Raw genomic sequence first — 24,487 nt, forward strand, 5'->3', positions numbered from 1 at the left:
TTCCGTCTCGCTCGCCACAGCTTCGAAGTTTAGTGAATGCTAAACTCCCGAAAGGATTGAAGGTGGAAGAGCAGTGGGACGTCTACCTGACCGACGAGGTGGATCAGTGGCCGCACGACCTGGAGAAGTCGGATGCGGACTCGTACGTCCTCGTGAACCAGACGATCTGGATCCTCGCCTGCCACGGACCTGCCGAGGGCCGTCCGCTCGTGGACCGGATCAAGGGATCGGCTCTGCACAACCTCAAGGAGCTCCGTCCCGGATCCTCGGGTCGGAGCGAGGTACGTGTCCTGTTCATGTTCGATCCCTGGCGCTCCGCGATCCTGCTGGTGGCCGGAGACAAGGCCGGGAACTGGAACGCCTGGTACGGCGAGGCGATTCCGCTCGCCGAGCGTCGGTACGCGGAGTACGTGGCTGACCGTAGGAGGGAGTCGGGGAAGTGAACGGACACGTCAGGTGGTCGGCGAGCGGGCATCGGGAGCGGGCGGAGGAACTGTCCGGCGGTCGGGATGCGTTCATCGAAGGTACCGAGCGCATGCTCGCCGAGGCCCGTGCCTGGCGGTTGGTCGACATGCGACAGGAACGCCGCTTCACCCAGGCTCAGGTGGCTGAGCGTATGGGAGTGAGCAAGGGGAGGATCTCGCAGATCGAGAGCGGCCAGGTCTCCGGCACGGACGTCGTGGCGAGGTACATCGAGGCGCTGGGCGGGAGCCTCATCATGGTGGCGGTCTTCGGCGACGGGGAGTTGCGCAAGGTCGGGTGAGGCCGAAAACGCCGACGTCCGCCGCAGCCCGCAATGCGAGCCACGGCGGACGTCCGGTCACGAGGCCCTCTGATCACGAGGCGAACCCAGTCACGAGGCGAACCCAGTCACGAGGCGAACCCAGTCACGAGGCGAACCCAGTCACGAGGCGAACCCAGTCACGAGGCGAACCCAGTCACGAGGCGAACCCAGTCACGAGGCGAACCCAGTCACGAGGCGAACCCAGTCACCAGGCGAACCCAGTGACGAATCAAGCCCCCGTCACGAAGTGAACGGTGTGGAACCGTCCTCCGCGACGATCCTCCACAGATGGTCCGCCGTGCCGTTGTCGTCCCACTGCAGAGCCTGTGCCCCGGAGGTCTTGGACATCCCGTCGATGCCCAGCACCAAGCCGCTCTTCTTGTTGACGAGTTTGGCGTAGCCACCACCGGCGTCCACCACCGACCACAGATGGTCGGCCGTGAGCGTGTCGCCCCACTGCAATGCCGTCGCACCGGCGGTCGTGGAGCCGCCATTGATGCCGAGCACCCGACCGCTGTTGGTGTTGAAGATCTTGTAGTAGCCGTTCTCGGCGGGGACGATCTTCCACCAGTGGTTGGCGGTGTTGTCGGCGGTCTGCTGCTGTACGGCGCCTCCGGGGGCGATCGAGGAGCCGGCGATCCCCAGCTCAAGACCGCTGTTCCTGTTGCTGATCTTCACTTGCGGCGTCTCCGGGTACCAGGACTCCAGCTCCGTGACCCCGACGAACTTGCCCGCCTGAGGTGTGAACACGACCCGGAACTGCGAAGTCGTGATCGTCGGGAAGGTCACCTCGTTGGCGTTGTTCGCGACGGGTGTCGCGGGGCTCTTCGTCTGGCTCGGGACGTTCACCCACGAGCCGTTGTTGAGGTACTGCACGGTGTAGCTCGCCGGGACGCGGATGTTGACGCCGTCGTCGTAGGTGTAGAACTTCACCTCGTTGATCTTCCGTGGCGCGCCGAGGTCGACGCCGAGGTGGTCGGTGGCGTTCGGCGAGCCGGAGTTGGTCCAGCGGTCGTCAGGGATCTTGTCGTAGCGGATCCAGCCGTCCGTCGCCCGCAGCGGGGCGTCGAAGGTCGTCGGCTTGCAGGTCTGGCCGCTGTGGCAGTGCGGGCCGTTGGAGACGGTGTTGGTGTAGGAGGCGAACGCCTTCGGGTACGGCTGCGTGATCGCGCGACCCAGCCAGTCCTGCTCGGCGGTCAGCGGGTTGGCGGCGACGTTCATCAGGCGCGTCGGCTGCGCCGGGGTGACCGGGGTGGCCACGTTCACGGTCGTGGTGGCGCCGATCGTCGACGACTGGTGGATGCGCTGCCCGTCCTGGAAGATCTGCAGGCCGCTGCCCTTGCCGTAGTGCGAGCCGTCCCGGTCCCAGCGGATCGAGTACGTGTGCCCGTGGTACGGCAGGCTCTCCACCGCGAAGTAGTCCCATCCCGACGGGACCAGCGGCTTCAGCACCAGCGTGTTGTTGGCCTGTGGCTTGATGCCCAGCAGACCGCTCAGCACCAGGTCGTTGAAGCTGGAGTGGTTGTAGTGCTCGCTGAAGTTGAACCCGTCGTAGATCCACTCGCCGGTGTCACCGTTGGCGGCCTCGGCGACGTACGGCTTGCCGTCCTTGTGCTGGAGGTCGGCGAACTGGGCCAGCATCGTCTGGTAGTCGGCCTTGGTGACGAAGTTCTGGGCGGGGTAGTCCTGGAGCAGGTTCGCGAGGCCCGTCAGGATCTGGCTCGTCTGGTACGGCCAGCTCGGGCCGTTCCAGTGGCAGCAGTTGGCGTCGTCGCGCTTCTGCACGGCGGGTATCGCCTGGTAGTTGAAGTACGGGTTCGCGGTGATCCGGTCGAGCTCGGCGAAGCCCGTGCCCTTGGCGAACTTCAGAGTGTTGGCCCCGGCCTTCATGGGGACCTGCACGGTCACGGACTGCGACTCGGAGAACTTCTGCCAGGCGCCGGTGGGCGCGTAGCTGACCGTGATCGGGTTCGCGGTGTCGTCGTTGACGATGAGCTTGTGGGTCGAGGTGCTGGTCGTGCCGTTGGCGTAGTGGACGGTCACGGGGTACGTCCCGGCGCCGGGCGCGTCCACGGTGAACGTGACGTGGCTGTCGTCGAAGTCGATCTGCCCGACGTACGAACCGTTCGAGGCCGTCGACGAGTTGAACAGGTTCGCCCGGTTGCGGGTGGCCTGCTCGGCCTCGAAGTCGTGCACCCGCTCCAGCGTCGTAGGCCCGAACGGCGCCTTGAACCGCTTGGAGTCGGTCAGGTACTTCCACGCCGACGAGTACTGCGCGTCGGGCAGGTTGAACGCCCAGGGCGCGAAGCCCATCGCCTCGCGCCAGGTCGTCCTGGTCTGCTTCAGCGTGCCGTTGGTGGCGTCCGTGTTGTAGACCTGCATGAAGAAGTTGCGCTGCGGGTCCCAGAGCGAGTTCTGCACGGCGGCCTTGAGCTGCGCGGCCTTCGCGTCGTACTCGTTCGCGGTAGCGGTGTCGCCGTTCATGGTGGCGATCTTGCTGATCGCCTGGGCGGCGCTGAACATGTACGCGTTGATCGTGGGCCGGTAGCCGCGGCCACCGCTGAACCAGTTGCTGCTGTGCATCGACGTCTCGGTGTACTCCGTGGCGTCGGACAGCGGGGTCTGGTGGTACAGGTCGCTGGTCGAGGCCGTGCCGTTGACCGTGATGTCGTTGGTGAAGTTCGAGTCCCACCGCTTGTACAGCGCGATGAGATGGGGGAGGGCCGACTTGATCTGCGCGGCGTCCCCGGTCACGAGATAGCGCTGGTACGCGGCGCTCGTGATCCACTCGCTGAAGTTCCGTACGCCCGAGTTGCCCGCCCCGCGCAGCCAGAAGTCGAGGTAGTCACCGGCGTAGTCGCGGTTGTGCAGCCAGCGCCCGTCCAGCAGGTGGTAGCCGGTCGCGTCCGGGAGCGCGGTGTACGGGTTCCCGGCGTACCCGATCGGCACGTCGTACTCGGTCGACACGTACCCCGTGCCCGGCACGGTGTAGCGGAGGGCGCGCTTGAAGGTGCTCCAGCGGTAGTAGTAGACCTCGTCGATGTCGTCGTCGGGGGTGTCGAGGAACGGGATGTTGTCCTTGTACCACTCGCGCTCGTCGAGCTGGTTCGCGGCGAGGATCGCGTCCTTGTCCAGCGCGACCGCGTTGGGGTCGTCGGCGGCCAGCGCCGGGCTCGCTCCCGGGCCCACCGACAACAGGCTGATGGACAACACCGAGCCGCACAGGGCGGCCAGAGCGCGGCTGCTACGTCTACGTCTGGAGGGGGAACGCATCGAGGTGTCCTCCATTGGGCACTCATACGGCGGCTCTAGATGTTCGAAATTACGAACGCTGTTCGAAATTCTGGGAGACGGTAGTGACGGGCGCGCAGGAAAGTCAATAGGCGGGACATAGGTGGAACCTAGGTAGGGCTAGGGTGATCTGAAGCGCTCTGAACGATGGGGCGCGCGCGTGGGGGGCGCGGACTTGTCCACAGGCGATCCGCGCTGTCGTACCCCGGCGGTAGCGTCGGATCATGCCCAATCAGACGGGGTCCCCGGCGGGGACCGGCGAGCGTCGGTCGGCCGTACTCGAAGGCGTACTGGAACGCATCACGTACGCGAACGAGGACAACGGCTACACGGTCGCGCGCGTGGATACCGGCCGCGGCGGCGGCGATCTGCTCACCGTCGTCGGCGCGCTGCTCGGCGCCCAGGTCGGCGAGTCCCTGCGCATGGAGGGCCGTTGGGGCTCCCACCCTCAATACGGAAAACAATTCACTGTCGAGAATTACACGACGGTCCTCCCCGCCACCGTCCAGGGCATCCGCCGCTACCTGGGCTCGGGCCTGGTCAAGGGCATCGGCCCGGTCTTCGCCGACCGCATCACCCAGCACTTCGGCCTGGACACCCTGAAGATCATCGAGGAGGAGCCGAAGCGCCTCATCGAGGTCCCGGGCCTCGGCCCCAAGCGCACCAAGAAGATCGCCGACGCCTGGGAGGAGCAGAAGGCGATCAAGGAGGTCATGCTCTTCCTCCAGACGGTGGAGGTGTCCACGTCCATCGCCGTCCGTATCTACAAGAAGTACGGCGACGCCTCGATCTCGGTGGTCAAGAACCAGCCGTACCGCCTGGCGGCCGACGTCTGGGGCATCGGGTTCCTCACCGCCGACAAGATCGCCCAGTCCGTCGGCATCCCGCACGACAGTCCGGAGCGCGTCAAGGCGGGCCTTCAGTACGCCCTTTCGCAGGCCACCGACCAGGGCAACTGCTACCTCCCCGAGGAGAGGCTGATCGCCGACGCGGTCAAGCTCCTCCAGGTCGACACGGGCCTGGTCATCGAGTGCCTGGCGGAACTGGCCCAGCCGGACGAGGACTCCGGCGAACCCGGTGTCGTACGGGAGAAGGTGCCCGGAGAGCACGGCGAGCCGGTCACCGCGATCTACCTGGTCCCCTTCCACCGGGCCGAACTCTCCCTCTCCGCCCAGCTGGTGCGCCTCCTGCGCACGGACGAGGACCGCATGCCGGGCTTCCGGGACGTGGCCTGGGACAAGGCGCTGGCGTGGCTCAAGGGGCGTACGGGCGCGGAGTTGGCCCCCGAGCAGGAGGCGGCCGTCCGGCTCGCGCTCACCGAGAAGGTGGCCGTGCTCACCGGCGGACCCGGCTGCGGCAAGTCGTTCACGGTCCGCTCGATCGTCGAGCTGGCCCGCGCCAAGAAGGCGAAGGTCGTGCTCGCCGCCCCCACCGGCCGCGCCGCCAAACGCCTCTCCGAGCTGACCGGAGCCGACGCCTCCACCGTCCACCGGCTCCTGGAACTGAAGCCCGGCGGTGACGCGGCCTACGACAAGGACCGCCCGCTGGACGCAGACCTGGTGGTCGTCGACGAGGCGTCCATGCTCGACCTGCTCCTCGCCAACAAGCTGGTGAAGGCGGTGCCTCCGGGGGCGCATCTGCTGTTCGTCGGGGACGTCGACCAGCTTCCCAGCGTCGGCGCCGGTGAGGTCCTGCGCGATCTGCTGGCCGACGGCGGCCCGATCCCGGCGATCCGGCTCACCAAGGTCTTCCGCCAGGCGCAGCAGTCCGGGGTGGTGACCAACGCGCACCGGATCAACTCCGGGCAGCACCCGGTCACCGACGGCATGAAGGACTTCTTCCTCTTCGTCGAGGACGACACGGAGGAGGCCGGGCGGCTCACGGTGGATGTGGCGGCCCGTCGTATTCCGGCCAAGTTCGGACTCGACCCACGCCGCGACGTCCAGGTGCTCGCGCCGATGCACCGCGGCCCGGCCGGCGCGGGCAACCTCAACGGCCTGCTCCAGCAGGCCATCACCCCGGCCCGCCCCGATCTGCCCGAGAAGCGGTTCGGCGGCCGGGTCTTCCGCGTCGGCGACAAGGTCACCCAGATTCGCAACAATTACGAGAAGGGCGAGAACGGCGTCTTCAACGGCACCGTCGGCGTGGTCACCGCGCTCGACCCCGTCGACCAGCGGCTGACGGTGCTCACCGACGAGGACGAGGAGGTGGCGTACGAGTTCGACGAACTGGACGAACTGGCGCACGCCTACGCGGTGACCATCCACCGCTCCCAGGGCAGCGAGTATCCGGCCGTGGTGATCCCGGTGACCACCGGGGCCTGGATGATGCTCCAGCGGAACCTGTTGTATACGGCGGTCACCCGGGCGAAGAAGCTGGTTGTCCTCGTCGGCTCCCGCAAGGCGATAGGGCAGGCGGTGCGCACGGTCTCCGCGGGTCGGCGGTGCACGGCCCTCGACTTCCGGCTCGCGCCCCGGGCCCTGTAAGGCCGCAGGATCTCCGGACAGGCTCCGAGCGGGCCGCAGGATCTCCGGGAAGGACCTCTCGTGTGCCCCAGGTGACGCGTGAGTGAAATTTGATCGATCAAATGAGTCGTAAAGGTCACACAGCTCTTCCAGTTGTCGGACGGAAGCGGCAGGATGAACAAGTTGGCGGCACTCAGTGCCGCCGATAGGCCCGATGGTCGACCCCGAGTGCACTCTCCTGAGCCAATTGGGGGATGGTAGAGACAGTCAGGGCACCTCGAAGATGAGGCACTACGTCGGTGAGGGAAGACGTGAGCGACAACTCTGTAGTACTGCGGTACGGCGACGGCGAGTACACCTACCCGGTGATCGACAGCACCGTCGGTGACAAGGGCTTCGACATCGGGAAGCTCCGGGCCCAGACCGGTCTGGTCACCCTGGACAGCGGCTACGGCAACACCGCCGCCTACAAATCCGCCATCACCTATCTCGACGGTGAGCAGGGCATCCTGCGGTACCGCGGCTACCCGATCGAGCAGCTGGCCGAGCGCTCCACCTTCCTGGAGGTCGCCTACCTGCTGATCAACGGCGAGCTGCCGACCGTCGACGAGCTCTCCGTGTTCAAGAACGACATCACGCAGCACACCCTGCTGCACGAGGACGTCAAGAACTTCTACCGGGGCTTCCCGCGCGACGCCCACCCGATGGCGATGCTGTCCTCCGTGGTCAGCGCCCTGTCGACGTTCTACCAGGACAGCCACAACCCGTTCGACGAGCGGCAGCGCAACCTCTCCACGATCCGCCTGCTCGCCAAGCTCCCGACGATCGCGGCGTACGCGTACAAGAAGTCGATCGGTCACCCGTTCGTCTACCCGCGCAACGACCTCGGCTACGTCGAGAACTTCCTGCGCATGACCTTCTCGGTCCCCGCCCAGGAGTACGACCTCGACCCGGTGGTCGTCTCCGCGCTCGACAAGCTGCTCATCCTGCACGCGGACCACGAGCAGAACTGTTCGACCTCCACGGTCCGCCTGGTCGGCTCCTCGCAGGCGAACATGTTCGCCTCGATCTCCGCCGGCATCTCCGCCCTCTGGGGTCCGCTGCACGGCGGCGCCAACCAGTCCGTGCTGGAGATGCTGGAGGGCATCCGCGACGCCGGCGGTGACGTCGACTCCTTCATCCGCAAGGTGAAGAACAAGGAGGACGGCGTCCGTCTGATGGGCTTCGGCCACCGGGTCTACAAGAACTTCGACCCGCGCGCCAAGATCATCAAGGCCGCCGCGCACGACGTCCTCTCCGCTCTCGGCAAGTCCGACGAGCTGCTGGACATCGCGCTGAAGCTGGAGGAGCACGCGCTCTCCGACGACTACTTCGTCTCGCGCAGCCTCTACCCGAACGTGGACTTCTACACGGGTCTGATCTACCGCGCCATGGGCTTCCCGACCGAGATGTTCACGGTCCTCTTCGCCCTCGGCCGCCTGCCGGGCTGGATCGCCCAGTGGCACGAGATGATCAAGGAGCCCGGCTCCCGCATCGGCCGGCCGCGTCAGATCTACACCGGGGTCGTGGAGCGCGACTTCGTTCCGGTCGAGTCCCGCTAGTCACCGATCGCTCTGCTGGGCCCCGTAGCGGAATCCTCCGGTACGGGGCCTGGTGGTGTCGTACAGGTTTTGCACAGGTGAGAAGAAAGGCGCCCTGCGCCGCTGGTCCCCCCACGGGCCGGCGAGCAGGGCGCCTTCCCATGTCCCGGTACGGATTCCCCCCACGGGATCCGGCCGGGCGTCTGGTGGGCCAGCGCCTGAATCGCTGGACTGAACGAGCAGAACTCGTCCTGCCTGTACTTGTTCTACTGCGGTCTGCCGGGACGCGTACGTACGGGAGGGCCGCTCAAAGCTCCCCGGTGCACGTGCCCCGGCAACGCAACTCCGGGAACATCCCCCAAGACATCCCCAGATGTCAGTCACGCCCCCCAAGACGCTTCTGACATCGCCAACTTAGACTCACGAACCCCTTTGATGGTTACGTTCCCGTCACTGTGATCTGCGTCTCCTGCCCTATGTCCTGAAAGATGGGCAAGAGACCCGATACGGCGACAGGGGTCCAGCGTAAGGATGATGCGCGAGCCTTGTGAAGAGCTTATGTGAGGCTGAGGCCGGACTCCAGAGGGACTTTTACCCGACCGTCATGAGAATGCCCTCAGTCGTAGGCTGTTCGTCACGACGAAAACGGATGAAAAGGCCATCGCGGCCCCGGCGATCATCGGGTTGAGCAGCCCGGCGGCGGCCAGCGGCAGGGCGGCCACGTTGTATCCGAACGCCCAGACCAGGTTCCCCCTGATCGTGGTCAAGGTCCGCCGCGACAGCCGGATGGCGTCGGCGGCCACCCGCAGATCCCCGCGGACGAGTGTCAGGTCGCCCGCCTCGATCGCCGCGTCCGTCCCCGTGCCCATGGCAAGACCCAGGTCGGCCGTGGCCAGCGCGGCCGCGTCGTTGACCCCGTCCCCGACCATCGCGACCGTACGGCCCTCGGCCTGCAGCCGACGTACGACGTCGACCTTGTCCTGCGGCAGCACCTCGGCGATGACCTCGTCCACGCCGACCGCCGTCGCGACGGAACGTGCCACCCGCTCGTTGTCCCCGGTCAGCAGCACCGGCGTGAGCCCCAGTGCCCGCAGCCGTCGTACGGCCTCGGCGCTGGTCTCCTTGATCGCGTCGGCGACCGTGACGACACCGAGTGCCACGCCGTCGCGGGCGACCACGACCGCTGTGTACCCCGCGTTCTCGGCGGCTTCCTTCGCGGCCTTCAGGGCCTCGGGGAGCGGGCCGTCATGGATCCGGCCCACCTGGACGTCGTGGCCCTCCACGTGGCCGTGTACGCCCTTCCCGGGCACGCTCTCGAAGTGCTCGACGGGTGGCAAGGCGCCGATCCGCTCCGCGGCGCCCGCCGCGATCGCCCGGGCGACGGGGTGCTCGGAGGCGTGTTCGACGGCGCCCGCGAGTCGCAGTACGTCCTCTTCGAGGACGTCTTCGCCGCTCTCTTCGGTGACATACACCTTCTGGAGGGTCATCCGGCCGGTGGTGACGGTGCCCGTCTTGTCCAGGACGACGGTGTCGACGCGGCGGGTGGACTCCAGGACCTCGGGGCCCTTGATGAGGATGCCGAGCTGGGCGCCGCGGCCCGTACCGACCAGCAGGGCGGTCGGGGTGGCGAGGCCCAGAGCGCACGGGCAGGCGATGATCAGGACCGCGACGGCCGCCGTGAAGGCCGCCGTCGTGTCGTCCGTGGCACCGAGCCAGGCGCCGAACGTGGCGACCGCGACGAGCAGGACGACCGGGACGAACACGGCCGAGATCCGGTCGGCCAGCCGCTGCACCTCCGCCTTGCCGTTCTGCGCGTCCTCCACCAGTCGTGCCATCCGGGCCAGCTGGGTGTCCGCGCCGACCCGGGTCGCCTCGACGACGAGCCGGCCCCCGGCGTTCACGGTCGCGCCCGTGACGGAGTCCCCGACGGTCACGTCCACCGGTACCGACTCGCCCGTCAGCATGGACGCGTCGATGGCCGAGGAGCCCTCGACGACGGTCCCGTCGGTGGCGAGCTTCTCCCCGGGGCGTACGACGAAACGGTCGCCCACGGCGAGCCGGTCGACCGGGATCCGCACCTCCCGCCCCTCGCGCAGCACCGAGACGTCCTTGGCGCCCAGCTTCAGCAGCGCCTTGAGGGCGGCGCCCGCGCGGCGCTTGGAGCGGGCCTCCAGATAGCGGCCCAGGAGGATGAACGCGACGACCCCGGCGGCCACTTCGAGGTAGATCGTCGAGGGCCCCGCCGTACGCGCCACCGTGAACGTGAAGCCGTGCCGCATGCCCGGCATGCCCGCGTGTCCCCAGAACAGCGCCCACAGGGACCAGCCGAAGGCGGCGAGCGTGCCGACCGAGACGAGCGTGTCCATCGTGGCCGCGCCGTGCCGGAGATTGGTGAACGCGGCCCGGTGGAAGGGCAGCCCGCCCCAGACGACGACCGGAGCGGCGAGCGTCAGCGACAGCCACTGCCAGTTGTCGAACTGCAGGGCCGGGATCATGGACATGAGGACGACGGGGGCGGCGAGCAGCGCCGAGACGGTCAGGCGCCGGCGCAGGGAGGCGAGCTCGGGATCGTCGTCCTCGGCGGCCTGTTCCTGCTCCTGTGTCGCCTCGTCCTTCGGCGGAGCCGGTGGCGGGGGCTCCTCGGCCGTGTAGCCCGTCTTCACCACGGTCGCGATCAGATCGGCGACCTCTACCCCTACGGGGTAGGTGACTTTCGCCTTCTCCGTCGCGTAGTTCACCGAGGCGGTGACTCCGTCCATGCGGTTGAGCTTCTTCTCGACGCGGGCCGCGCAGGAGGCGCAGGTCATGCCGCCGATGGTCAGCTCGACCTCATGGACGGGTCCGCTTATGGCGGGCTCTGTCGTGGTGCTGGTCATGTCCGTGCTCCGGGGAACGTGCGGCCTCAGACCCGGCCGACCAGTTCGAAGCCCGCCTCGTCCACGGCGGCGCGGACGGCCTCCTCGTCGAGCGGGGCGGCCGAGGTCACGGTGACCTCGCCGCTGGAGGCGACGGCCTTCACGGAGGAGACGCCGGCGATCTCGGAGATCTCACCCGATACGGCGCCTTCGCAGTGCCCGCAGCTCATGCCGCTCACCTTGTAGACGGTGGTGACGGAACCCGGGGTGTCGGTCTGGGCGGTCATGTCGTTGCTCCTCTTCGGGGCATGTGGGGTTCGAGTAACCTTCAGAACACCCACTCTATACCCCTAGGGGGTATGAATCCAAGAGGGGTCGAGTGAGTGAGGTCGCCGGCCCTGGGATCCGGTCAGGTGGCCGGAGTCGAGGCAGGGCCTCGGGCGAGCCTGTCGCCCACGAGGGGTTCGAGGTAGCGGAGCAGGACGATCTTCAGCTCCTGGATGTACGCGTCGCACTCTGCGCCCTCGCTGGCGAGGACCAGCTCCAGGCCCGCCTTGTACATGGCCACGCAGACATGTGCGGTACGGGTGATGTCGACCGCGGGCGTGTCGGGCAGGAATGGCGAGAGCAGGGCCTCCACCCGCGCGACCAGGGTCGCGTGCAGGGCGTCGTGCTCCTCGGCGATCCGGCCCGGGATGTCGGGGCCGTGCATCAGCGTGAAGAACACCGGGTGTCGGCGGTTGAAGTCGATGAACCTGTCCACGGCCGCCGCGACGGCCTCCTCCAGCGGCGTCGCGGGGTCGATCGGGGCGAGCGCCTCGCCGTACGTCTCGCGCATCTCGTGCATGAGCCGCTCGCCCAGCTCGATCGCGATCGCTTCCTTGTTCGGGAAGAACTGGTACAGCGTGCCCGGCGAGACGCCCGCCTCGCGGGCGATGGCGTTGGTACTGGCGGCGGTGTAGCCGGTCGAGCAGAACACGGCGGCCGCGGCCTCGAGGAGCTGGGCGATGCGGCGCTCGCCGCGGGCCTGACGGCGGCGCGGCTGCTCCTTCTCCTGGTTCGTGGGCACGCGGTTATCCCCAGCTTTCCGGACGTGATTGACAAACACGAGTGGTCGCTCACATTCTGGTGAAACGCGAGCGATCTCTCGTGTTTGCCAGTCTATGGGTTGGCTCTTCCATGCTGCCCGGCTGCGCACAGCACGGACCAGAGTGATCAGAGTGAAGGGGACACCGCACCATGACCGAAGTCAACAGGCCGCCCGGAGTGGGTGGCTGGACCCGCCTGGTGACCGCGCGTCCCCGGCTCTCCCTGCTCATCGCCCTGCTGATCACGGCCCTCGCGGTCGTGGCGGGCAGCGATGTGGCGGATCGCCTGGGCAGCGGCGGCTGGGAGGATCCGAAGGCCGAGTCGACGTACGCGACGAAGGCACTGGAGCGCGAGTTCCCCGACTCCCAGCCGAACTTCCTGCTGCTGGTCGACGCGGGCAGCGCCTCGGTCGACGACCCGGAGGTCGCCGCCGAGGCGAAGCGGCTGGCCGAGCGACTCGCCGCCGAGAAGGGCGTGACCGGCGTCGGTTCCTACTGGCAGTCCGGCGCCCCCACGCTGCGCGCCGAGGACGGCCGGGAGGCGCTGATAGCGGCCCGCCTCACGGGCGACGAGACGGCGGTGAACGAGACCCTGGACCGCATCGCGCCCGAGTTCCGCGGCGCGCACGGCCCGGTGGACGTCAAGATCGGCGGCATCATCGCCGTGCGCCACGAGATGCAGGCGATCATCCAGGAGGATCTGCTGCGGGCCGAGATGATCGCCCTGCCCGTGACCCTCGTCCTGCTGGTCATGGTCTTCGGCAGCGCGGTCGCCGCCCTGCTGCCGCTCGGCGTGGGCATCGTCGCGATCCTCGGCACCAACGCGATCCTGCGCGGCCTCACCGAGGTCACCGACGTCTCGGTCTTCGCCCAGAACCTGACGACGGCCCTGGGCCTGGGCCTCGCCATCGACTACGCCCTCTTCATCGTCCGCCGCTTCCGCGAGGAACTCTCCACGGGCGCCACCCCCTTGACCGCGGTGGCCACAACGCTCCGCACCGCCGGCCGCACGGTCCTCTTCTCCGCCCTCACGGTCGCCGTCTCCCTGGCCGCCATGATGGTCTTCCCGCAGTACTTCCTGAAGTCCTTCGCCTACGCGGGCATCGCGGTGGTCCTGCTGGCCGCGGCAGCGGCCCTGATCCTCCTCCCGGCGGCCCTGGTGCTGCTGGGCGAGCGGGTCAACGCGCTGGACATGCGGCGACTGTTCAGGCGCGGGAAGGCGAAGACGAAGGGCGAGGGCATGGCTGCCTCCTCGGCAGCGGAGGAGGGCGCGGTCTGGGGCCGGATGGCAGCGCTCGTGATGCGCCGCGCCCCGTTCTTCGCGGTCGCCACGACTGCCGGCCTGGTCCTCCTGGGCCTGCCCTTCCTGGGCGTGAAGTTCGGTACGGCCGACGACCGCCAGCTGCCCTCCTCCGCCGAGTCCCACGTGGTGCAGCAGCACATCCGCGACGGATTCCCCGGCAGCCCCGGGGGCGGCCTGGAGGTGCTGGCGGAAGGCAAGGCGACGGAGACGGAGTACGCCGCGTACAAGGAACGGATCGCCGACCTGCCCGAGGTGCTCCGGGTGGACGGTCCGCTGGTGCAGGGCGACGCGGCCTACTTCACGGTGCTGCCGAAGGGCGAGCCGGTGGACGAGGGCGCGCAACGCCTGGTGGACGACATCAGGGCGACGGACGCCCCCTTCGAGACCTCGGTGACGGGCACGGCGGCGGTCCTGGTCGACACGAAGTCCGCGATAGGGAACGGCATCCCCTGGGCCCTGTCCTTCATCGCGATCGTCACCCTGATCCTGGTCTTCCTCCTCACCGGCAGTGTGCTGATCCCCCTCCAGGCGGTCCTGCTCAACGCGCTCAGCCTCACCGCGATGTTCGGCGCGATGGTCTGGATCTTCCAGGACGGCCACCTCTCCGACCTCCTGGCCTTCACCAGCCCGGGCTCCATAGAGACCACCCTCCCGGTCCTGATGTTCTGCGTGGCCTTCGGACTCTCCATGGACTACGGCGTCTTCCTGCTCTCCCGCATCAAGGAGGAGTACGACCACACCGGCGACCACGCCGCCTCCGTCCGCTTCGGCCTCCAGCGCACCGGCGGCCTCATCACGGCCGCCGCCGTCATCCTGGCCGTGGTCATGATCGCCATAGGCACGTCCCGCGTCACCAACACCAAGATGCTCGGCCTGGGCATAGCCCTCGCCGTCCTGATGGACGCAATGGTCGTCCGCAGCCTCCTGGTCCCCGCAGTCATGCGCCTCACAGGCCGAGCCACATGGTGGGCCCCCGCCCCCTTCAAGCGCTTCCACGAACGCTTCGGTCTGACCGAGGGCGAGCCCGCGTCCACGACACCATTGACCGCTGAGGCGGAGCAGGAGAACCCGGAGCCGATATCCAGCCCGTCCCGGGTCTGAGGACGCGAAGGGCCGCAGGCCCCTTCAGGGGGGCGGGGCTGTGTCGATGTGCGGCTCCGCCGCGTGGGCGCGACAAGCCCCCACCCACCTGCACCCGCCAAACAACCCCACCCACCCGAGCTCGAAGGCGTTGCGGGGTCGAAGAGGCGGCAGCCCCTCGGGATGGGGACGGGTAGGGGCGGCGGGGGCGAGAATACTGCTCGGCAGCACGACGGCCGGTCGAAAGGTGAGGCAGATGCGCGCGGTGGTGTTCGAGCAGTTCGGCGAGCCGGCCGAGATACGGAACGTGCCGGACCCGACCCCACCGGCCCACGGCGTAGTCGTACGAGTCGAAGCGACCGGCCTCTGCCGCAGCGACTGGCACGGCTGGCAGGGCCACGACCCGGACATCACCCTGCCCCACGTCCCCGGCCATGAACTCGCCGGAGTCGTGGAGACGGTCGGCGCCCGGGTGACCGCCTGGCACCCCGGCGACCGCGTCACCGTCCCCTTCATCTGCGCCTGCGGAACCTGCGCGTCCTGCGCCGCAGGCGACCAACAGGTGTGCGAGCGGCAGACCCAACCGGGCTTCACCCACTGGGGCTCGTTCGCCCAGTACGTGTCACTGGACCACGCCGACGTGAACCTCGTGGCCCTGCCCGAGGAACTGTCGTACGGCACGGCGGCCTCCCTGGGCTGCCGCTTCGCCACGGCGTTCCGCGCGGTCGTGGCACAGGGCCGCGTCAAGGCGGGCGAATGGGTCGCGGTGCACGGGTGCGGTGGCGTGGGCCTGTCGGCGGTGATGATCGCGGCGGCCTCCGGCGCCCGTGTGATCGCCGTGGACGTCTCCGCCCAGGCCCTGGACCTGGCGAGGAAGTTCGGCGCGGCGGAGTGCGTGGATGCCTCCGGCGTACCGGACACGGCCGAGGCGATACGCGACCTCACCGCCGGCGGCGCCCATCTCTCCCTGGACGCCTTGGGCTCCCCGCTCACCTGCGCGGCCTCGGTCAACAGCCTCCGCCGCCGAGGCCGCCACATCCAGGTCGGCCTGCTCCCCTCCGAGACCGGCACCACCCCGGTCCCCATGGCCCGAGCGATCGCCCTGGAACTCGAACTCCTGGGCAGCCACGGCATGCAGGCCCACGCCTATCCGGACATGCTGGAACTGGTCCGCGCGGGCGTCCTGCGCCCCGACCTCCTGGTGACCTCGACGATCCCGCTGGCCACGGCCCCGGCCGCCCTCGCGGCGATGGACACGACACCCGGCAGCGGAGTGACGGTCATCCAGCCGTGGAGCTGACCCGACCGATCTCGGGCCGCCCCCGATGGGCGGCCCACTCGGGGGCGAGGATCGACATCCGTACGGCGTCGATCCACTCCCCGTCCTGCCACAGGGTCTGCCGCTCGATACCCTCGGCCACGAAACCGGCCTTCTCGTAGGCACGCCGCGCCCGGGGGTTGTGGGTGAACACCTCCAACGAGACGCGGTGCAGGCCGAGCCGTTCGAAGGCGTGGCCGACGGTCAGCCGCACGGCCTCCGTGCCCAGGCCACGGTCCAGCCCGCCGGGCCCGATCAGGATCGGTTGTCCTCGTCCCTCCCCCAGTTCTCGGCTTCGCTCGAACCGGGGGGACCCCCATGTTCAGCACGGCCTCCGTGCCCAGGCCACGGTCCAGCCCGCCGGGCCCGATCAGGATCCGGAACGAGCAGCTGCGGTTGTCCTCGTCCCTCCCCCAGTTCTCGGCTTCGCTCGAACCGGGGGGACCCCCATGTTCAGCACGGCCTCACCGACGAGTTCGCCACTCGCCCGGTCCACGATGCCGAGGTCGAGACGGTCGCTCTGGTCATTGCGAGTGCCGTACCAGGAGCGCAGCCGGTCCAGGCCGAGCGCTTCGGCCGGGCTGCCGGTGAGCCGTATGACCTCCGGATCGGACAGGATCCGGGCCATCACGGGCACGTCGTTCTCGGTGAACGGCCGCAGCACGGTCCGCTCACCGGTGAGCACGGGTTTCTCGGAAAAGCTCATCCCCGGATCCTGACCAGCGGACGGACCCGGGGACAAACGAATAAGGGGACAGAGGGACAAAGGGACAAGTGAACAAGTGGCGTGCGGAGCCGGTCAGTCGACCTTGCGCCCCCGGTTTCCCGGTCTGGAGGCGACCCAGGCGCGGACCGTGTCGGCGTACCAGTAGGGCTTGCCGCACTCCACATGGTCGGGCGGCGGCAGCAGCCCGTGTTTGCGGTACGAGCGGACGGTGTCGGGCTGCACACGGATGTGCGCCGCGATGTCCTTGTACGACCAGAGGCATCGGTCGGTCATCAATGGCACCTCGCGCTGGCGATCACAAAACCTGTGCCCCCTCAACGACACACAGTGATCACCAGGGCCCCGCTGTCGGCTGCCTGTGACACCACACCCGCGCACCCGTGACACCTGTGACAGAAGGGTGCCTTTGTGACGCAGCCGAGTGCCAGCGCGCCCCGAATGGGCCGCAGGCCCAAAAAGGGGCGCGGGGAACTGCGCGACCAGCCACGACGAACCCGCAACCCGAAACGGACCCGCACCCCAACGGCGCTGCACGGCTCAACCCAGCGGAGCGCTCACGCCCCACAGGAGCGCAAGAACGCCCGAGTCCGCTGAGCAATGGGCAACGGCTTGTCCGGCGCACACGGATACATGTCCTGCTCGACGATCGCGAACAGATCCACATCCAGCTTCGCCGCAGCGGCCAGCACCGGCTCGAGCGCCGGCACACCCGCCGGCGGCTCACACATCACACCCTTCGCCACAGCCGGCCCGAACGGAATCCCGTTCGCGCGGACCTCGGCGAGGATCTCGGGATCGACCTGCTTGAGGTGCAGATACCCGATGCGCTCCCCGTACGTCTCGATCAGCTTGACGCTGTCGCCGCCGCAGTAGGCGTAGTGCCCGGTGTCGAGGCAGAGCGAGACGACCGACGAGTCCGTGCCGTCGAGGAACCGGACGACGTTCTCCTCGCTGTCGATGTGGGTGTCCGCGTGCGGGTGGACGACGATCTGCAGCCCGTACCGCTCACGCACCTCCCGGCCGAGCCGCTCGGTGAGCTGGGTGAGGTGCCGCCACTGCTCGGCGGTCAGCTCGCTCGGCTCCAGTACCTTGCCCGTCTTGTCGTCCCGCCAGAAGGACGGGATGACGACGAGGTGCTTGGCGCCCATCGCCTGCGCGAGGACCGCGTTGTCGGCCACGTGCGCCCAGGTCTTCTCCCAGACGTCGGGGCCGTGGTGCAGCCCGGTGAAGACCGTGCCGGCCGACACTTTCAGGCCACGTTTGGCGGTCTCCTCGGTGAGGACGGCCGGGTCGGTCGGCAGATAGCCGTACGGGCCCAGCTCGATCCACTCGTAGCCGGACGCAGCGACCTCGTCGAGGAAGCGCTGCCAGGGGACCTGCTGAGGGTCGTCGGGGAACCATACGCCCCAGGAGTCGGGCGCCGAGCCGATGCGGATGCGTGAGACACCGGAAACTTGGGACTGAGGTGACAACGACGTCATGGGCGTCAGCTTCAGGCCGGAAAGGAATGGTGTCAATAGGTAGTCCGAATGTCTGGACAAAACATTGACAGGGTCGCTCCGGCGGAGCTAGACCTTGACGGAACTGGAGCGTGAAGGGAACTCGATGGCGTACGACCTGATCACCATGGGGCGGATCGGTGTGGACCTCTACCCGTTGCAGACGGGGGTCCCGCTGTCGCAGGTGACGACCTTCGGGAAGTTCCTCGGCGGTTCGGCGAGCAATGTCGCGGTGGCCGCCGCCCGCCTCGGCCGCAGCACCGCGGTCATCACCCGCACGGGCGAGGACCCCTTCGGGGAGTACCTCCACCAGGCCCTGCGCGACTTCGGCGTGGACGACCGGTGGGTGACCCCGGTGCCGGGCCTGCCGACGCCGGTCACGTTCTGCGAGGTCTTCCCGCCGGACGACTTCCCGCTCTACTTCTACCGCCGCCCCAAGGCCCCGGACCTCGAGATCGACGCCCACGAGCTCGACCTCGACGCCATCCGCGACACCCGCATCCTCTGGGTGACCGGCACCGGCCTGAGCGAGGAGCCCAGCCGTACGGCGACGCTGGCGGCCCTGGCCCACCGGGCCAAGGCCGGCACGACGGTCTTCGACCTCGACTGGCGTCCCAATCTTTGGAATGACACAGCCGGGACCGACCCGGCCGAGGCCCGCCCCTTCTACGAGGAGGCCCTCCGCCACACGACGGTCGCCGTCGGCAACCTGGACGAGGTCGAGGTCGCCACCGGCGTACGCGAGCCGCAGGCGGCCGCCCGCGCGCTCCTCGACGCCGGGGTCGAGCTCGCGGTCGTCAAGCAGGGCCCCAAGGGTGTCCTCGCGGTCAACAGCAAGGGCGAGTCCGCCGAGGTCCCGCCCCTCCCCGTCAACGTCCTCAACGGCCTCGGCGCCGGTGACGCCTTCGGCGGCTCCCTCTGCCACGGCCTGCTGGCCGGCTGGGACCTGGAGCGGATCATGCGCCACGCCAACGCCGCCGGAGCGATCGTCGCCTCCCGCCTGGAGTGCTCGTCCGCGATGCCCACGACCGAGGAGATCGAGGCCGCGGTCAAGGCGGGGGCAGTCCTGTGACCGCCACCGACCCCGGCGGCACCGGCGCTTCCGCCACCGCCCCCGGCCCCCTCACCCCCATCGACATCTCCGCCCTCGCCCGTACCCGCGCCCAGCACCCCGAGGCAATCGCCGAAGCCGCGGCCCGCCGTACCCGCCGCCCCCTGATCGGTCACTCCGGCCGGCTGATGATCGTGGCAGCCGACCACCCGGCCCGCGGCGCCCTCTCCGTCGGCGACCGCAGGCTCGCCATGGCGAACCGGGCCGACCTGCTCGAACGGCTGTGCCTGGCGCTGTCCCGCCCCGGCGTCGACGGCGTCCTCGCGACCGCCGACATCCTCGACGACCTGCTTCTCCTCGGCGCCCTCGACAACAAGGTCGTCATGGGCTCGATGAACCGCGGCGGTCTCGCGGGCGCCTCCTTCGAACTGGACGACCGTTTCACCGGCCACCGCCCGCAGGACCTCGAGCGCCTCGGCTTCGACGCGGGCAAGCTGCTCCTGCGCATCGACTACGAAGACCCGGGCTCCCTCGACACCCTGGAGTCCACCGCGCACGCCGTCGACGCGATGGCCGAGCGCCGACTGCCCGTGTTCGTCGAGCCGTTCATCAGCCGCCGCGACCCCGCCACCGGCAAGGTCCGCAACGACCTGAGCGCCGACGCCGTCACCAGGTCGATCGCCATAGCCGCCGGGCTCGGCGGCAGTTCGGCGTACACCTGGCTGAAGGTGCCCGTCACCGAGAACCCCGACGACATGGCCCGCGTCATGGAGACCTCGACCCTGCCCACCGTCCTGCTCGGCGGCGATGTCGGCGAGGACCAGGAGGGCGCGTACGAGAAATGGCGGGGCGCGCTGCAACTCCCCACCGTCCAGGGCCTGGTGGTCGGCCGTTCGCTGCTCTACCCGGCGGACGACGATGTGACCGCCGCCGTGGACACCGCCGTAGGACTGTTGTGAGGGCCGCATGACACAGAAGACCGAGCTTTACGTCCCCAAGGGGGCGACGGCGGGCACGGAATACGCCGTCGACATCGACCCGAAGCGGGCGGGCTGGACCCACAGCAGCCTGCGCATCGTCGAACTCCGACCGGGCGGCACCCACACCTTCACCGCCGGTGACAGTGAGTGGATCGTGCTGTCCCTGAACGGTGCCTGCACTGTTCAGGTGGCCGACGGCACCGAGACAGCCGAGTTTGAAATCCTGGGCCGGGAGAGCGTGTTCGCCGGAGTCTCCGACTTCGTCTACGCGCCACGCGACTCCAGGGTACAGATCGCCTCCGGCGCGGGAGGCCGCTTCGCTTTGGCAGGAGCGAAGTGCGAGCGACGACTCCCCGCTCGTTACGGCCCCGCGCCGGAGGTCCCCGTCGAGGACCGGGGCAGCGGCACCTGCGCCCGCCAGGTGCGCAACTTCGCCTCCGCCGACGCCTTCGAGTGCGACAAGCTCATCACCGTCGAGGTCATCACCCCCGGTGGCAACTGGTCCTCGTACCCGCCGCACAAGCACGACGAGAACCGGCCGGGGGAGGAGACCGAACTCGAGGAGATCTACTACTTCGAGATCGACGGCCCGAACGGCTTCGGCTACCAGCGCGTGTTCCCCTCCCGCGAGGGCGGATCCGACGTGCTCGCCGAGGTCCGTTCCGGTGACGCCGTACTGGTTCCCGACGGCTGGCACGGGCCGTCCATCGCGCAGCCCGGCCACAGCATGTACTACCTGAACGTCATGGCAGGCCCGGGCTCCGAGCGCCAGTGGCGGATCTGCTTCCACCCTGACCACACGGAGGGTTACCGATGAGCACCGGGACCACGACGAGACTGACGGTCGGGCAGGCGCTCGTACGCTTCCTCGCCGCCCAGTACACCGAACGCGACGGTGAGCGACAGCGGCTGATCGGCGCCACCTGGGGCATCTTCGGCCACGGCAACGTCGCGGGGCTCGGTCAGGCGCTGATCGAGTACGCCGACGACATGCCGTATTACCAGGGCCGCAACGAACAGTCGATGGTGCACGCGGCCGTCGGCTACGCTCGGCAGTCGAACCGCCTTTCCACGCACGCCGTGACGACGTCCATCGGCCCCGGCGCCACCAACCTCGTCACCGGCGCCGCCCTCGCCACCATCAACCACCTCCCGGTCCTGCTCCTCCCCGGCGACATCTTCGCCACCCGCCCCGCGGACCCGGTGCTCCAGCAGCTCGAAGTCCCGTACGCGGGCGACATCAGCGTCAACGACTGCCTGCGCCCGGTGTCGAAGTACTTCGACCGGATCACCCGCCCCGAGGCCCTGATCCCGGCCGCGCTCCAGGCGATGCGGGTGCTCGCCGACCCGGTCGAGACGGGCGCCGTCACGCTTGCCCTCCCGCAGGATGTGCAGGCGGAGGCGTACGACTGGCCGGAGGAGTTCTTCGCCGAGCGGACCTGGAACGTACGCCGTCCCGCGGCCGACGGTTCCGAACTGTCCGCCGCCGTAGGGACGATCCGCGAAGCCAGGCGCCCCCTGATCGTCGCCGGCGGCGGTGTCCACCACGCCCGCGCGGAGGAGGCACTCGCCGAACTCGCCGACGCCACCGGCATTCCCGTGGCGTCCACGCAGGCCGGCAAGGGCTCCCTCCGGTACGACCACCCGCAGGACGTCGGCGCCATCGGCCACACCGGCACCGCGACCGCCAACGAACTCGCCCGCACCGCCGACCTGGTGATCGGTGTGGGCACCCGGTACACGGACTTCACGACCGCCTCCGGCACCCTCTTCGCCGCCGACGGCGTCCGCTTCCTCAACCTCAACATCGCGCCGTACGACGGTCACAAGCTCTCCGGGCTGCCACTGATCGCCGACGCGCGCGTCGGCTTGGAGGAGCTGACCCAGGCGCTCGAACTGCACGGGCACCGGGTCGCGGACGGTTATGTCGCCGAGTACTCCGAGGACAAGCAGCGCTGGGAACACCGCGTCGACGCCTGCTACGAGGCCGACGAGCCGGACACCCGGCCCACCCAGGCCCAGGTCCTCGGGCTCCTCGACGAGCTCGTCGACGAGAACGACATCCTCATCAACGCGGCCGGGTCCCTCCCCGGTGACCTGCACAAACTGTGGCGGGCGCGGTCGCGCGACCAGTACCACCTGGAGTACGGCTACTCCTGCATGGGGTACGAGATCCCGGCCGCGATCGGCGTCCGGATGGCGGCCCCCGGGCGGCCGGTCTGGGCGCTGGTCGGCGACGGCACGTATCTGATGATGCCGACTGAGATCGTCACGGCCGTGCAGGAGAACGTCCCGATCAAGGTGCTGATCATCCAGAACCACGGGTACGCCTCCATCGGCGGCCTGTCCCAGGAGACCGGCGCCGAGCGGTTCGGCACGGCCTACCGGTTCCGCTCCGAGGACGGCACGTTCACAGGCGCCCCGCTGCCCGTGGACCTCGCCGCCAACGCGGCCAGTCTCGGCATGCGCGTCCTGCGCGCCAGGACCGTTCGCGACCTGCGGGCGGCTCTCGCCGAGGCGCGGGCCGCCGACACTCCCACATGTGTCTACGTGGAGACCGAAACGACAGACAGAGTGTCGGGCCCGCCTCCCGCGCAGGCCTGGTGGGATGTTCCTGTGGCCGAGACCGCGACCCGCCCGTCGGCGGTCAAGGCCCGCGAGGAGTACGACCGGCACGTCTCTGCCCGACGCCGCCATCTGTAAGAAGGAGTTTCTCGGCATGACGAAGATCGTCAACCACTGGATCGGCGGCAAGACCGTCGAAGGCGCGTCGGGTACGTTCGGGCCGGTCACGGACCCGGCGACCGGCGCGGTCACCACGAAGGTCGCGTTCGCGACGGTCGACGAGGTGGACGCGGCCGTGGCGACCGCCAAGGAGGCGTACGCGACCTGGGGCCAGTCCTCGCTGGCCCAGCGCACGTCCATCCTCTTCAAGTTCCGCGCGCTGCTCGACGCCAACCGTGACGCGATCGCCGAGCTGATCACCGCCGAGCACGGCAAGGTGCACAGCGACGCGCTCGGCGAGGTCGCGCGCGGCCTGGAGATCGTCGACCTGGCCTGCGGCATCACCGTCCAGCTGAAGGGCGAGCTGTCCACGCAGGTCGCCAGCCGCGTGGACGTCTCCTCGATCCGCCAGCCCCTCGGCGTCGTCGCGGGCATCACGCCGTTCAACTTCCCGGCGATGGTCCCGATGTGGATGTTCCCGATGGCCATCGCGTGCGGCAACACGTTCGTGCTGAAGCCGTCCGAGAAGGACCCGTCGGCGTCGATCAAGATCGCGGAACTGCTGTCCGAGGCGGGCCTCCCGGACGGCGTCTTCAACGTCGTCCACGGCGACAAGGTGGCGGTGGACCGCCTCCTGGAGCACCCGGACGTCAAGGCGGTGTCGTTCGTAGGCTCGACCCCGATCGCCCGCTACATCCACACCACGGCCTCCGCGAACGGCAAGCGCGTACAGGCCCTGGGCGGCGCCAAGAACCACATGCTGGTCCTCCCGGACGCCGACCTCGACGCGGCGGCGGATGCGGCGGTGAGCGCGGCCTACGGCTCGGCGGGCGAACGCTGCATGGCGATCTCGGCGGTGGTAGCGGTCGGCGCGATCGGCGACGAGCTGGTCGACAAGATCCGCGAACGCGCCGAGAAGATCAAGATCGGCCCCGGCAACGACCCGACGTCGGAGATGGGCCCGCTGATCACGGCGGTCCACCGCGACAAGGTGGCGTCCTACGTCGAGGGCGCTGCGGCCGAGGGCTGCGAGGTCGTCCTCGACGGCACCGGCTACACGGTCGACGGCTTCGAGGACGGCCACTGGATCGGCATCTCGCTCCTCGACAAGGTGCCCACGTCCGCCAAGGCCTACCAGGACGAGATCTTCGGCCCGGTCCTGTGTGTCCTCCGCGTCGACACGTACGAGGAGGGCATGACGCTGATCAACAACTCGCCCTTCGGCAACGGCACCGCGATCTTCACCCGTGACGGCGGCGCCGCCCGCCGCTTCCAGCTGGAGGTCGAGGCCGGCATGGTCGGCGTCAACGTCCCGATCCCGGTCCCCGTCGGCTACCACAGCTTCGGCGGCTGGAAGGACTCGCTCTTCGGCGACCACCACATCTACGGCAACGACGGCACGCACTTCTACACCCGCGGCAAGGTCGTCACCACCCGCTGGCCGGACCCGTCCGAGGCCCCGGCAGGCGTCGACCTGGGCTTCCCGCGCAACCACTGAGCCCGTACGGTGCCCCGTCTCTTTCCACGCGGGAGGGGGCGGGGCACCGCCGTGTCCGCGGTCAGCCCATCGCGCAGCTGCCGAAGGCGCACGCGAGGCGCAGCCCCGGCTTTTCAGGGGCGCGGGGCTGTGTCGATTTGCGGCTCCGCCGCGTGGGCGCGACCAGCCCCCACCCACCCGCACCTGAAATCACTCCCGTGGGGTCGAAGGGGCGCAGCCCCTGGATGGGGGTCCCCCCGCTCGA

The 24,487-nt window shown here is 69.0% G+C and carries 17 protein-coding genes and 1 pseudogene; 11 read left to right on the forward strand and 7 right to left on the reverse strand.

Annotated elements, in window-relative coordinates:
* Positions 1 to 62: 62 nt before the first annotated feature.
* Complete coding sequence (locus CES90_RS39670) at positions 63 to 443, forward strand: type II toxin-antitoxin system RelE/ParE family toxin (RefSeq protein ID WP_189787832.1); 381 nt, start codon at positions 63 to 65, stop codon at positions 441 to 443.
* Entirely contained in the window at positions 440 to 763 is a 324-nt protein-coding gene (locus tag CES90_RS39675) for a helix-turn-helix domain-containing protein (protein WP_189787831.1), read from the forward strand. The genes CES90_RS39670 and CES90_RS39675 overlap by 4 nt, the downstream gene beginning before the upstream one ends.
* 261 nt (positions 764 to 1,024) lie before the next feature.
* Here the strand turns inward: CES90_RS39675 and CES90_RS39680 are convergent, their stop codons facing one another.
* Positions 1,025 to 4,057 carry an MGH1-like glycoside hydrolase domain-containing protein gene (locus tag CES90_RS39680; protein ID WP_189787830.1) on the reverse strand — a complete coding sequence of 1,011 codons (3,033 nt, stop codon included), beginning with the start codon at positions 4,055 to 4,057 and terminating at the stop codon, positions 1,025 to 1,027.
* 242 nt (positions 4,058 to 4,299) lie between these two features.
* Between CES90_RS39680 and recD2 the strand changes: the two genes are divergently transcribed.
* Together recD2 and CES90_RS39690 are read left to right on the forward strand one after the other, a co-directional pair.
* Entirely contained in the window at positions 4,300 to 6,561 is a 2,262-nt protein-coding gene (gene recD2 / locus CES90_RS39685; RefSeq protein ID WP_189787829.1) for an SF1B family DNA helicase RecD2, read from the forward strand.
* A 290-nt stretch (positions 6,562 to 6,851) separates the two neighbouring features.
* Complete coding sequence (locus tag CES90_RS39690; RefSeq protein WP_189787828.1) at positions 6,852 to 8,141, forward strand: citrate synthase; 1,290 nt, start codon at positions 6,852 to 6,854, stop codon at positions 8,139 to 8,141.
* Positions 8,142 to 8,722: 581 nt separating this feature from the next.
* Here CES90_RS39690 and CES90_RS39695 read toward each other — a convergent pair.
* The 3 genes from CES90_RS39695 to CES90_RS39705 all read right to left on the reverse strand — a co-directional run bounded on the left by CES90_RS39695 (position 8,723) and on the right by CES90_RS39705 (position 12,044).
* Positions 8,723 to 10,996, reverse strand: a complete 2,274-nt coding sequence (locus CES90_RS39695) for a heavy metal translocating P-type ATPase (RefSeq protein ID WP_189787827.1) — start codon at positions 10,994 to 10,996, stop codon at positions 8,723 to 8,725.
* Between the two features lie 26 nt (positions 10,997 to 11,022).
* Positions 11,023 to 11,262 (reverse strand): heavy-metal-associated domain-containing protein, encoded by a 240-nt coding sequence (locus tag CES90_RS39700; protein WP_189787826.1) that lies wholly within the window; start codon positions 11,260 to 11,262, stop codon positions 11,023 to 11,025.
* A 122-nt stretch (positions 11,263 to 11,384) separates the two neighbouring features.
* Entirely contained in the window at positions 11,385 to 12,044 is a 660-nt protein-coding gene (locus CES90_RS39705) for a TetR/AcrR family transcriptional regulator (RefSeq protein ID WP_189787825.1), read from the reverse strand.
* Between the two features lie 170 nt (positions 12,045 to 12,214).
* Between CES90_RS39705 and CES90_RS39710 the strand changes: the two genes are divergently transcribed.
* Positions 12,215 to 14,467 carry an MMPL family transporter gene (locus tag CES90_RS39710; RefSeq protein ID WP_189787824.1) on the forward strand — a complete coding sequence of 751 codons (2,253 nt, stop codon included), beginning with the start codon at positions 12,215 to 12,217 and terminating at the stop codon, positions 14,465 to 14,467.
* A 235-nt stretch (positions 14,468 to 14,702) separates the two neighbouring features.
* Positions 14,703 to 15,746, forward strand: a complete 1,044-nt coding sequence (locus CES90_RS39715; RefSeq protein WP_189787823.1) for a zinc-dependent alcohol dehydrogenase family protein — start codon at positions 14,703 to 14,705, stop codon at positions 15,744 to 15,746.
* On the opposite strand, the pseudogene CES90_RS52175 reads toward CES90_RS39715, so the two are convergent.
* From CES90_RS52175 to CES90_RS39735, 3 genes and pseudogenes are all read right to left on the reverse strand, one after another.
* Positions 15,727 to 16,470, reverse strand: a pseudogene (locus CES90_RS52175) (GNAT family N-acetyltransferase). The gene CES90_RS39715 and the pseudogene CES90_RS52175 sit on opposite strands and share 20 nt — an antisense overlap.
* A 93-nt stretch (positions 16,471 to 16,563) precedes the next feature.
* Entirely contained in the window at positions 16,564 to 16,764 is a 201-nt protein-coding gene (locus tag CES90_RS39730) for a helix-turn-helix transcriptional regulator (RefSeq protein ID WP_189787822.1), read from the reverse strand.
* Positions 16,765 to 17,045: 281 nt separating this feature from the next.
* A complete protein-coding gene (locus CES90_RS39735) occupies positions 17,046 to 17,972 on the reverse strand; it encodes a sugar phosphate isomerase/epimerase family protein (RefSeq protein WP_189787821.1) in 927 nt (308 codons plus the stop codon).
* 124 nt (positions 17,973 to 18,096) lie between these two features.
* Between CES90_RS39735 and iolC the strand changes: the two genes are divergently transcribed.
* Genes iolC through mmsA form a run of 5 tightly spaced genes read left to right on the forward strand, consistent with a single transcriptional unit; the run spans position 18,097 to position 24,243 of the window.
* Positions 18,097 to 19,062 (forward strand): 5-dehydro-2-deoxygluconokinase, encoded by a 966-nt coding sequence (gene iolC, locus CES90_RS39740; protein ID WP_189787849.1) that lies wholly within the window; start codon positions 18,097 to 18,099, stop codon positions 19,060 to 19,062.
* Between the two features lie 59 nt (positions 19,063 to 19,121).
* Entirely contained in the window at positions 19,122 to 20,000 is an 879-nt protein-coding gene (locus CES90_RS39745; RefSeq protein ID WP_189787850.1) for a Cgl0159 family (beta/alpha)8-fold protein, read from the forward strand.
* 7 nt (positions 20,001 to 20,007) lie between these two features.
* The gene (gene iolB / locus CES90_RS39750; protein ID WP_189787820.1) at positions 20,008 to 20,838 is read left to right on the forward strand and encodes a 5-deoxy-glucuronate isomerase; all 831 of its coding nucleotides are present in this window, start codon (positions 20,008 to 20,010) and stop codon (positions 20,836 to 20,838) included.
* Positions 20,835 to 22,724 carry a 3D-(3,5/4)-trihydroxycyclohexane-1,2-dione acylhydrolase (decyclizing) gene (gene iolD / locus CES90_RS39755; RefSeq protein ID WP_189787819.1) on the forward strand — a complete coding sequence of 630 codons (1,890 nt, stop codon included), beginning with the start codon at positions 20,835 to 20,837 and terminating at the stop codon, positions 22,722 to 22,724. Before iolB ends, iolD begins: the two co-directional genes overlap by 4 nt.
* A 16-nt stretch (positions 22,725 to 22,740) precedes the next feature.
* Entirely contained in the window at positions 22,741 to 24,243 is a 1,503-nt protein-coding gene (mmsA, locus tag CES90_RS39760) for a CoA-acylating methylmalonate-semialdehyde dehydrogenase (RefSeq protein WP_189787818.1), read from the forward strand.
* Positions 24,244 to 24,487 lie beyond the last annotated feature (244 nt).

This window comes from Streptomyces capitiformicae (assembly GCF_002214185.1).
GTDB lineage: Bacteria > Actinomycetota > Actinomycetes > Streptomycetales > Streptomycetaceae > Streptomyces > Streptomyces capitiformicae.